This is a genomic window from Aneurinibacillus terranovensis DSM 18919 (assembly GCF_000430625.1).
GTDB classification, from domain to species: Bacteria; Bacillota; Bacilli; order Aneurinibacillales; family Aneurinibacillaceae; genus Aneurinibacillus_B; species Aneurinibacillus_B terranovensis.
In genome coordinates this window covers 77,286-88,403 of the sequence record NZ_KE387173.1, presented here as the reverse complement: position 1 = coordinate 88,403, position 11,118 = coordinate 77,286, and the positions used below count along the sequence as shown (strand labels likewise).

The window sequence follows — 11,118 nt, the reverse complement described above, 5'->3', positions numbered from 1 at the left end:
ATTCTGGAAATTCAAATCCACTATTTTTTGTTGTCCGGATCAACTGGAAAAACAGATAATTGAAGTTCTATTAATATCATACGAGGGAGAGAAAGGATCGAGTTCGAACTCTTCCTTTACAAGTACGGCTAACCCGTCAATTGATTTCCGCGAATCGGTGCTTCCGCAGGCCAGATACATTCGCTCAACGTTCGCTTCGCTTAGCATAACGTTTTGAGTGTTCGTACGACGTCGGCGAGTAGCGTGGGATCAAAGCCGGGTTGTACCTCTACAACTACAGGCCCCACTCTGACAAGCAATGTGCTCCTTGACTCAGAGACTTTTCGTCCAATTCTACCGACACCCACTTAAATGAGGATGGCACAGGGTCTTCTGTGGATTTAAGCTTCCGGAGCCAATACCATAGTTGATGAGGTTTTACACCATGGGCTTCACACCACTCTTTCGTACTTTGTCCACTCGCCCTATATGTGGCGATCCGTTCCTCCCATTCTTTAAGTCGTTCTATTCTTGTCATAAAGAAAATCCTCCTTAGTGTTCTGAGGAAGATTATCTCACACTCAAAAATATGAAACTATGTGGGAACCATTTGACACTTACCGAAATATGTATGTATATTCGGTTTAATATATGAATATTCGGAAAGTGCCGACTTCAAATCCCGCCAATTTTATCAGTAAAGTGGAGTTTTTTATCACTTTCAGTGGCGACCCACAGGTTAATTGAGCGAATGATTGTACATGTTCGGGAGACGGTTCTGCCACCGAATCATGTGGCAAACATTAAAAAGCTTCAAGAGATCCAAGTGGGGCAGATCTCGCTGCCACTGGCAGGGTAAATCCCCTCCACACGCAACTGAAAAAAAGAAACTCACGGCACAAGGGATACGGCTGTCAAAAATTAGGGACTGAAATGGAATCAGTGCCGAGGAAGATTACTCGATGCCATGCCGCCCCTTTCATTTCCAATTTTGGAGTATCTATTGGCTACTTATGCTGCTGTCTTCAAACTGAAATTGGGCTTTTTGAACAGCCTCTTAAAGAATTATACGCGGAAATTTTCGGTTGTTAATTTTATTAATAAGAGGTAGATCAGGCTTCTGTTGTTCGTATAAAATCCATTTGTATTCGTTATTTATTCGCCGTAAAAATGACACTTTCCCACTAAAATATTTACCATAAAGCATTGTATGAAAAAAACTTTTGCTCTTCGTACTTTAGTGCGGAGGGCTTATATATGAAAGCAAAAGAAGCCTCAGTCCGTAATGGATTTCGTTTAATGCCGGATCGGCCCCCCTTAGAAGGAACCCGGATTCCGAAGGTAGGATTTGTGTACTTTAATATTTTTTTATAACTGCAAGATTCAGTTGTTTTAATTTTTTGTAAAGGGTAGGCCTGGTAATATTCAATTCTTTTGATACAGCACTTAAGTTACCGCGATGTTTTTCAATGATCCTTTCAATTTCCGCTTTTTCATTTGAATGCTGTGGGTCTATATTATCGCCTTGGCATATAGAATTGTCGGTGCTTTCCAATGTGAGATCATATAAAAATTCAGGTAAGTGCTCCTCGGTAATTTCATCGTCTTCGCAAAATATGGACATATATTCTGTAGCATGCTTTAATTGACGAATATTTCCAGGCCAATGATATTCTAATAAAATGTCTTTTACTCTCTGTGAAAAAAAAGGTGTTTTTCTTTGCTTTTGTGAGAAAATTTCTTGAAGAAAATATACAGTAAGCATGGGGATATCTTCTTTTCTTTTTCGAAGAGGGAGGAGATTAATTGTAGCAGAACTAAGTCGATAATATAGATCCTCTCGAAATTCCCCCTTTTTCACTAGACTTTTCAGATCTTTATTGGTAGCAGAAATAATTCTCACATTGATGGGTATAGGATTTTTCCCGCCTACCCGATATATTTCTTTTTCTTGAATCACTCTAAGCAAATATACTTGCAGGTCTAAAGGCATTTCTCCGATCTCATCAAGAAATAGAGTTCCGTTGTTTGCAGCTTCAAATTTACCGATTTGTCCATTTTTAGATGCACCGGTAAATGCACCTGGTTCGTAACCGAATAGCTCACTGGCAATTAAGTCTTTTGGTATTGCCCCGCAATTAATAGAAATAAAAGGATGATGTGATCTGTTGCTTTCCGAATGAATAGAATGTGCAAACAGTTCTTTTCCTGTTCCACTTTCTCCTTCAATTAAAATGTTGATAGGATGGCGGGCTAAACGTATAGCATTGGAAACGGTTTTCCTAAATTCCGCGCTATTCGTCATAATGTGGCGGAATGAATACTTAAACGGATGCAACCCAACTGATGGGTGTACTTTTTTATTTAAATCGGAAAAAACAAGAATCGAACCGATTACTTGCTTATCGTATTCAACAGGCAAGACATTTAATTCGATATGATTCGTTAATCGGAAGTTTCCTTTCTCCTTTCCCATTTTGATAAAATCGTTTTGGATCCGGCCTAGGGAGTCCAGCATCAAATACTCTTGATATTGGTCTAGGCTTTGTTGGGCTGTTGGATTCAAACGCAATATATTACCGTTTTTATTAACGACTAATATTCCATTGGATTGTCCCCATTTATCAAAGGCGGAACCGTATTCTTCAATAAGTTTGTTTTGATGAATCATCGTTTTATAGCTCAGTTTGATTTCAATCGCTTTTTCGATGGCAATCGCGGTTTTGAGTAAGTGAGGAGTCGAATGTTCCGTGAAGCCGGTTATATCCACGATGCCAAGTAATTGATTCGTTGACGGATCAAAAATGGGTGCCGAGGAACAAACCCAACAACTCAAGTTATTCCAAAAATGCTCCGTGGAAACAATTTGTACCGGTTTTTTCGTATAAATCGCTGTTCCGATCGCATTTGTTCCCGTGTATTCTTCACTCCAATTTCCCCCTGGCAATAAATTCATATCATAAGCCTTTTTGATCGCCTGTTTATCCCCATCCATCCAGAGGACGTTTCCTATATCATCGGTAAGGATGATGATATGATTTTGTATATTATTAAAATCTCTTATTATACCAATAGCCGTGCGGATCCAATATTCTTCATTAATCTTATTATCGAGAAATTCCTTTGATATCGTAATTGGAGCCTTGAATTTATTATGATTAAAGCCTCGGGATTGACAGCGCTTCCATGAATCGATAACGGTTTGATCGATTCGAGTGGTAATATTTTTCCCTACAATAAAATCTTCCTTGGCTTTATCTATTCTACGGATACATTCCTTGCTGGTATGGATATCAAAATAATCCAGCTTAATAGTATGCATTTTATCTCCTCCAATCTATTGAATTTACTTTCTCAAACTAATCCTGCAGTCAAAAAGATATTATCAAATTCTATTCGACACATCAATAACAATTGTTAAACTGTTTACAAAACTTACAATTGTTAAACATTTATATTTACAAGTGTAAATACAGAGATGGCTCTCAGTTCATCTAATGCTATTTTTCATAGCAATATTCGTTGGCATGGTTTTTGCTTGTTTAAGTTATCAAGCAAGGGGGGTGAGAGGTTGAACGAAAAATAGTAATCTCCACAATAAAAACCATATGCACTGGGGACGGTGATCTGAAAAGGTTTAACAGAAATCCTTCATTGGAATATACACATTGAAAATAAGTTGATAAAGTTTGCTTTTTAAGTAGAAAAAACTATTATCGATTTCCACAACCTATTCTATAGAAGGGAGATCAGAATCTGTGATCAAAACATTAGCTAATAATAAAGTGTCTGTTAATTACCAAGAGAAAGTATATTCATTGAAGGAGCAAGTTGCCCGTCGAGATAAACTTACGGAAGAAACGGGGCATTACTATGGTGTCAGTGAGTTGCGACTCAAAAAAGATGATCCCGTGAAGTATGAACGTTTTTATTCAAGACTGCATGCATCTGTTTTGGCAGCGCGAGAAGTGGCAAGGTATGTTACTGCATCACCAGGTGCGCGGGAAATGGGAGAGTCCCTTTGGACGCTCACTACTCCTGAGGGAGATACCTTGGTTATATCGCTTGGTTTCTTTAGTCACCTTAACTCTAGCAAAGTTGCCATCCGGTTTATGGCGGAAAATAACTATGATCTGAACCCTGGAATTAATGATGGTGATGTTTTTGTTACGGATGATGGGAAGACTGGGGGAGCTCCTCATCCAGGGGATACGTATACTTACGTTCCAATCGTTGTCGAGAATGAAATAGTCGGTTGGGCAATGGCAGTGAATCACATCATGGAGGCTGGTGCCCCTGTTGCCGGAAGCTGGCCCGGCTTTGCAGTAGACACATTTATGGATGGATTGGTTGTCCCGCCGATGAAAACGGGGGAAAACTTGCGCCAATACACCTGGTGGGAACACGTTTGGAAGCAACGGACACGTGCAGGTACGTTAAATAACTTAGACGACAAGATGAGATTGGCCGGTTGCGCGATGATTCTTAAAGCTGTGCATGAGATTATAGAGGAATTTGGAGTCGACTATTATAAACAGGCCATTCGTGAAATCATCGAAGAAAGTCGTTTGGAAATTTTACAGAACATTAAAACGATTATGGTTCCGGGCCGATACACAAGTACTGCGTTTCGTGCGGTGAAATACAAAGGTTTGCAAAAGCTTTGGGCTCATGCTGATAAAGATTCCCTCATTCATATTCGTCAGCGCTTTGAAGTGGATGAAAGCGGCGGCATAATAGCCGACTTTGAAGGTACATCCAGATGGGGGTACCACGCCTTTAATGGCTATCCGGGCGGTGCAGACGTTGCCTTTTATCTGGCCATGATCAATCAATTTGCTCATAATACCAAACCTACAGGGGCCATTACTTATGTAGCCAAATCGCATTATCCTGAAGGATCTATTTATAATCCGGAAAATTCATTTGCCAGCTTTTCAAATATTTGGGCTCAATCCATGGCTATGAACGCGTTGGGCTTTAATGCCGTTAACCGCGCCTTGTTTGCCCGCGGTTATCTTGAAGAAGCATTTACGGCTGATAGTAACTGGGAAGGGATTCAAGGTTCCGGTGAACTTGAAGATGGCACTCCTTACGGATTTACCAACTTTGAATCGGTTGGCGGCGTAGCCATGGGAGCCTTCAGTTACCGCGACGGTTTACCGCTGGCCTGGGCAGAATGGACGCAGCTTCCCAATATTGGTAACGCCGAAGAATTTGAGTATTTAATTCCGCCTCTCTATTACATTGGCAGGAAATTATTACCTAACTTCTGCGGGCACGGCAAATATCGCGGCGGCATTGGTGATTCGTCCGTTCACTGGATTAAAAACCCTGGGCAACGGCTCGGAATCAGCCGAGGAGGCTCGCAGGTGGCGGCTACCACATTTGTCGCACTCGGTATGAGCGGAGCTTATCCGGCTCCAAGTGCCTTTCATGTTTCGGCAAGAGGAACCAATTCAAACCAACTAGTCGACCAGGGAGTTGCCCTTCCGAGAGATGCATCCGAAGTGTTGGATTATACAGAAAAAGGGATATTAAAATCGGAAAATTTGGATGTTTGGAAATTCGATATGCCAGAACAAAGCTTCCAAGATGGCGATATGTTAGCGGATGCCGCAGGGGCAGCAGGAGGTTGGGGGGATCCAATCGAACGTGATCCTCACTCTGTATTGGAAGATGTCATTTACGGTTGGGTAGATCGTAAATTTTCAGAGGAATTGTATGGCGTTGTATTAAAAGAAAATGTCTCCGGTTCTTTAGAAGTAGACGATAAGCGTACTCAAAGCTTACGTAAGAAAATGATGGAGGCAAGAAAACAAACAGCCCAGCCGGTGTTTGAATGGTGGAAGAGGGAAAGAGAGATTGTCAAAAAACAAGATTTTATTGATCCTGTTCGGGATATGTACGAAAGTTCAATGAGTTTCGAATCTTTCAAAAATGAAATAAATAATTTCTGGCAACTTTAATCTTTCCTGGTAAGGAGTGAATTTTAATGACTGATTCCATTGATAAGGACCTGATAAGACAACTAGTGAATGGCACTATTAGTGACGAAAATGTGCAAAGGCTGCAAAGAATGCCGCAAAAGGATGCGGAACGTTTTTGGCAATACCTTGAAGTTCTGCAAGAAAGTGTACCATGGGATGATAAGATCCTACTGCGGTTAACGGATCATCTGTATGTGGTAAAGGACAAGGAAGGTAACCGCATTGTCAAATGCGACTGCGGACATGAATATGGCGATTACCGAATCAACTGGAAGCTTCAAAGTCTCGTTCGAGTCCGAAAGACACTGGATGAATTTAAACAGGTCTATTCTCCCGAACCTGCATGTCCGGAACCGGAGTGGCAGGAAATTCGAGAATTCTTTTGTCCAAATTGTTCGGCTCAATTAGCTGTTGAAGTGGTTCCCCCAGGATATCCGGTTGTGTTCGAAATGCTTCCGGATTTAGATCGATTCTACAGAGATTTTTTGGGTAAACCTCTTGAAGATGAATCACCTGACTGGTATGAAGATCGTTCCGAAGATCTTTTGACCAAATGGGAACAAGCAGTAAAGTAGCCGAAGAGGAGGTCAATATCATGACAACGATAAAAAAGGAAAAAGATTTCATTCTTGCGCTTGATGCAGGCGGAACGATGACGGATACCATCTTGGTTAAACCGGACGGTTCATTTATTGTGGGCAAATCCTTGACAAACAGGGAAGATGAAAAATCCAGCTATTTAGAATCTGTAGGTGATGCGGCCAGCTATTTGGGGTTGACTTCTACCGACATTCACAGTAATTGTGCCGTGTCCATTTATGCAGGTACAGGTATGCTAAATACAATGCTTACAGGAACAGGAGCAAATGTAGGACTGATTGTCACTAGAGGCTTTGAACACATCACCGTCATGGAAGGCGGCTTGACCTGGCTTGGGGAAAGCCAGGCGGAGATTTTACACCAACAATTACGTCGGCACACGACTCCATTGGTTGACAGCAGAAATGTTATAGGCGTAAGTGAGAGGATTGCGGGTCCTACCTATCTCACAGCAGAAGCAGATTCAGGCGATATTTTGATTCCGCTCAATGAAAAAGAAGTGGAAGAAGCGGTAAAAACCCTTCTAAAGAACAAAGTCGAAGTGATTGGCATTCTTTTTGTGAATTCCTATGTTGACCCTAGGCACGAGCTGAAGGCGAAAGAGATTGCCGAGCGTATTGTGCAGGAATACGGCGTGGATGTTCCAGTCGTTTGTTCTGCAGAAGTAGCTCCTGTAATGAAAGAAAATAATCGGGTAAAAAGCGTCCTGTTTCAGACGTTCGCGGCAGAAAAAACCCGGGATCAATTGAGACAAGTAGAAGAAGCTGCCCAAAAAGAAGGATATAGTGCCCCTCTGCAAACCCTTTTGTCTTATGGAGGAGCAGTCACGATTCACTATCCGCGTCTGTACGAAACGGTGCTTTCCGGTCCGATCGGAGGTCTAACCGGCGCACAGCAGATTGCGAAGATTACGGAATACAAAAACATCGTAACGGCGGATCTTGGCGGTACAAGCTTCGACGTAGGTCTAGTCGTGGATGGGTTGATTGGTATTCGCAAGGATGCTGATTTTGCGCGACATCGTCTGGCGCTGCCGATGGTTGCTTTGGATTCCGTCGGATCGGGTGCAGGTTCTGTTGTTCGCGTTGATAATTATCGCCGGATGCACATAGGCCCGCAAAGTGCCGGCTATCGTGTCGGTCTTTGCCATCAGTATCCTGATTTAACCATCACGGATATCAATGTTGCACTAGGTTACGTAGATCCTAATTATTTCTTGGGCGGTAAGGTCAAATTGGACCGGGATAAAGCGTTGGCCGGACTGGAAGAGCGTGTAGCCAATCCTTTGGGATTAGACATTTATAAAGCAGGCGAAGGAATACTGGAAGTTTTCCATACGCAGATGAAAGATTTGATTCGCGTGACCCTTCAGTCTCGCGGTTACAATCCATCGGAATTTACCCTCCTTTGCTATGGAGGTGCTGGTCCCGTTCATATGTGGGGGTATAGTGAGGGGACTGGGGTTGGCAATATCATCACTTCTCCATTTGCAGCGGCTTTCTCCGCCTTTGGCGCAGCTTGTGCTGAATATACTCATCGCTATGACAAAAGTTTAGTGGTTCTCTTGCCGCATACACTCGGATCGGAAGAAAAGCAGCGTGTCGCTGAAAGCATCAATCATGCTTGGCGCAGACTTGAAGCTAACGCTATTCGCGAAATGGCGAATGAAGGATTGGATCCATCACAGATCACATTTAGATATGGGGTTTATGCAAGATATATCGGTCAGCTTGAAAGCTTTGATACACCATTATCTTTTGGTGAAATTCATTCGGCTGATGATATTGAGCGATTAACTTCAGCGTTTGAAGACGTTTACACAAAAATCTTCCCTGAGGGCGCGAGATTCCCTGAATCCGGGTATGCCATTACCGAGGTTTATGTTCAAGCGGTAGCACCAAAACCGGTTCCTGTGATTCGTGAGTACGATCTGCAAGATGCTATGCCTTCTGATTCTGCTTATGTTTCTACCCGTCAAGTTTTCCATAAGGGAAAGTGGCAAGGGTTTTCCGTTTGGGAAATGAAAGAACTGCATGCAGGGAATGTTGTGCAGGGGCCCGCTATTATCCAGGATCCCATGACTACTGTAGTAATCCCGCCTGGAAAGGAAGTAGGCGTGGATAAATTCCGTTTGCTGCATTATCGAGACATCAGATAAATGGTAATTAGTTGTAGTCCCCACCTTTTGAGGATGGGGACTTATACGACTAGTGAAGTAGATGATCTATCTCACGGCGAACTTTGGAATTAGAAAGCGAACAGGCGGCATGTTCACAACGTTTTGTGCCTGAGCGAAACGAAAGGAAGGGTATTCAAAGTGGCTATTGCAGATGTAATTAGCAAATTTATCTTGGAAACAAATTATGAGGATATTCCTGCAAAAACAATTGAATTTACAAAAGAGTTAGCGTTGAAAACGATGGCGGGAATGATTGCCGGTTCCAAAACCGAGTCAACGAAAAAAATTATTGAGTATGCAAAAATGAATTTGGGTGCTCCAGAGGTAGGTGTCATCGGCTGCGATTTTAAAAGTTCATTAGAAACTGCCATTTTTGTTAACGGGTACACGTCGCATGCTGCAGAGTTGGAAGATGATCAATTTCCGTCCGCTACCAGCGATATCACCGTTTTTCCTGTAACATTCGCTTTAGCTGAAAGACTACACTTAACAGGTGAACAATTTTTAGAGGCATCTGCTTTAGGATTAGAGGTCATGAATAGATTGGGAATGTATTCATTGACGCCAATAGGAGTAACCGATTTGCCCTTTTATGGCGTAATTGGTGCAGCAGTTGCCACGGCAAAAGCATTATCTTTGGATCATGAGCAAATAAAATCAGCAATAGGAATAGCCATTGGAAGAGCAGGCGGATATATCTCGAATTTTGGTACCGATGCCCATTATTTAGAATCAGCTATTGCATGCAGAGATGGGTACCTAGCTGCTGTTTTTGCCAAAAATGGTATGACTGGCGGTACAAATATTGAGCAATGGCTAACTAATTTGTTGCAAGGTAGGGATTATGACTTATCTCAAATTACCAACGGCTTAGGTGAAACATGGTTTATTCATAATATCTGGATTAAAAAATATCCATGTTGCTTTTTAACTCATCGTCAAATCGATATGCTGCGTCAGATAAAAAAAGAAAAAAATATTGATCCCAAGGATGTTGATTTAATCCAATTAGAGGTTGGCCCCATTGATGGAACGTGTGATAGACCAAACCCGGTGGATATAGAGGACAGTAGATTTAGCCTGCAGCATATTTTATCGGGAGTACTTTTAGAAGAGGACATGCATTACGGCATTTTTTCAGAAGCTAAAATAGCTGATGAAAGATATCAGCAAATGCGATCCAGGGTGAAAGTTAAGATAAATGAAGATTGGCCAAGGGAATTCAATTCGGGTATAGCTCATTTAACCTTGACCCTAAAAAATGGTGAGCAACATGAAATGAGACTTAAACAGGCTTTTGGCGGACCTGAAAGTCCATTAAAAAGAGAAGAGCATATCGATATTTTTAAGCTATACACAGCAGGGAAATTACCAGATGAAAACATCAGAGATCTTTATGAATCAATACTAAGCTTAGAAAACTTAAGCGATGTTGGAAGAGTTATAGATTTTGTTAATAACTAGACTTAAAAATTTTAACACTGCTATGTAATTTAAAGTTTAGCGATGCCACGGGGATGTTTTGGGTTCACAGGCCAGCCAAGTGCCGGTGGACCCGTATTCTCAGCGGGTAAGTTCCAGGATTTCCGGAAAGGGGCAAATGACTTCAGTTTTTTAGGTGTGCATCATATCGGCATTGTAGTAAGGAATCTAGAGCAGGCCTTGCTATTCTATCGTGATGTTTTGGGTCTGCCGTTCGAGGGAATTGAGCATCATAGCGGGGCTAATGTTGATATAGCCTTTTTGCGTTCGGGAGAAACCCTTATCGAGTTACTTGAACCTAAAGGTGAAGGCAGCTTTAGAGATTTTTTGGAGATTAAAGGTGAAGGACTTCATTATATCGCTTTGAGAGTTGAAGATATTGCAGGCACATTAGAAATCCTGAAGGCCAATAATGCACCGCTGCTGGACCAATCTCCCAGGGATGGCGGAAGGGGATCTAAAATTGCCTTTTTAGATACGGTTTCTACCAGTGATGTATCCATAGAATTAGTACAGCCTTAGTGACATGGGAGCGAGGCTTCAACTGAAGCATTAAACAGAAAAGAGCAGCGGTATGATGTCAAGCCCCTAAGTTAACATAATATTTTGTCGAAAGCTGCTTTTTTGGGGGGTGAACCAAAAAAAGGCAATACCAAACTAAGCCCACCCTACCTTGAATTCAAAATATTTCCTCAAAATCCAAGGAACTGGTGGAATTGGATGAAAGAGTTATGTCTTACATGTGTTGTCGGATTCCTCCTTTCCGGTCGTAAAGTCGATTCGTCTTCAGCAGATAAAAGACCAATCGCACTAATTTACGGGCTGTAAGAGCAAGGGCACGTTTTTCGGCAAACTCTTTCGGCTCCGCTTTCTTTTTGGCATAGTACT

9 protein-coding genes are annotated in these 11,118 nt (G+C 42.0%); 6 read left to right on the top strand and 3 right to left on the bottom strand.

Translation table 11 applies throughout. The annotated features are described in order from the left end of the window. Positions 1-39 precede the first annotated feature (39 nt). Positions 40-180: an IS66 family insertion sequence element accessory protein TnpB gene (gene tnpB, locus H525_RS29730; RefSeq protein ID WP_425387748.1), complete on the bottom strand. Its 141-nt coding sequence runs from the start codon at positions 178-180 to the stop codon at positions 40-42. 94 nt (positions 181-274) lie between these two features. After that, positions 275-517, bottom strand: a complete 243-nt coding sequence (tnpA, locus tag H525_RS24735; protein ID WP_245590527.1) for an IS66 family insertion sequence element accessory protein TnpA — start codon at positions 515-517, stop codon at positions 275-277. Positions 518-703: 186 nt separating this feature from the next. On the opposite strand from tnpA, the gene H525_RS29725 reads away from it, so the two are divergent. Next, positions 704-838: a hypothetical protein gene (locus H525_RS29725; RefSeq protein ID WP_425387742.1), complete on the top strand. Its 135-nt coding sequence runs from the start codon at positions 704-706 to the stop codon at positions 836-838. Positions 839-1,336: 498 nt separating this feature from the next. Here the strand turns inward: H525_RS29725 and H525_RS24730 are convergent, their stop codons facing one another. Next, a complete protein-coding gene (locus tag H525_RS24730; RefSeq protein WP_051331152.1) occupies positions 1,337-3,301 on the bottom strand; it encodes a sigma-54-dependent Fis family transcriptional regulator in 1,965 nt (654 codons plus the stop codon). Positions 3,302-3,737: 436 nt separating this feature from the next. On the opposite strand from H525_RS24730, the gene H525_RS0118250 reads away from it, so the two are divergent. The 5 genes from H525_RS0118250 (at position 3,738) to H525_RS0118230 (ending at position 10,752) form a co-directional block, all read left to right on the top strand. After that, positions 3,738-5,948 carry a hydantoinase B/oxoprolinase family protein gene (locus H525_RS0118250; protein ID WP_245590526.1) on the top strand — a complete coding sequence of 737 codons (2,211 nt, stop codon included), beginning with the start codon at positions 3,738-3,740 and terminating at the stop codon, positions 5,946-5,948. Positions 5,949-5,974: 26 nt separating this feature from the next. Further along, positions 5,975-6,544: an acetone carboxylase subunit gamma gene (locus H525_RS0118245; RefSeq protein ID WP_027417359.1), complete on the top strand. Its 570-nt coding sequence runs from the start codon at positions 5,975-5,977 to the stop codon at positions 6,542-6,544. Between the two features lie 20 nt (positions 6,545-6,564). Then, positions 6,565-8,727, top strand: a complete 2,163-nt coding sequence (locus H525_RS0118240) for a hydantoinase/oxoprolinase family protein (protein WP_027417358.1) — start codon at positions 6,565-6,567, stop codon at positions 8,725-8,727. Between the two features lie 159 nt (positions 8,728-8,886). Further along, entirely contained in the window at positions 8,887-10,212 is a 1,326-nt protein-coding gene (locus tag H525_RS0118235; RefSeq protein WP_027417357.1) for an MmgE/PrpD family protein, read from the top strand. A 156-nt stretch (positions 10,213-10,368) separates the two neighbouring features. After that, positions 10,369-10,752 carry a VOC family protein gene (locus H525_RS0118230; protein WP_027417356.1) on the top strand — a complete coding sequence of 128 codons (384 nt, stop codon included), beginning with the start codon at positions 10,369-10,371 and terminating at the stop codon, positions 10,750-10,752. Positions 10,753-11,118 lie beyond the last annotated feature (366 nt).

Coding starts and splice junctions, on each gene's coding strand:
- H525_RS24730 (WP_051331152.1), bottom strand. CDS start 3,301: ATGCATACTATTAAGCTGGATTATTTTGATATCCATACCAGCAAGGAA.
- tnpA (WP_245590527.1), bottom strand. CDS start 517: ATGACAAGAATAGAACGACTTAAAGAATGGGAGGAACGGATCGCCACA.
- H525_RS0118240 (WP_027417358.1), top strand. CDS start 6,565: ATGACAACGATAAAAAAGGAAAAAGATTTCATTCTTGCGCTTGATGCA.
- tnpB (WP_425387748.1), bottom strand. CDS start 180: ATGTATCTGGCCTGCGGAAGCACCGATTCGCGGAAATCAATTGACGGG.
- H525_RS0118245 (WP_027417359.1), top strand. CDS start 5,975: ATGACTGATTCCATTGATAAGGACCTGATAAGACAACTAGTGAATGGC.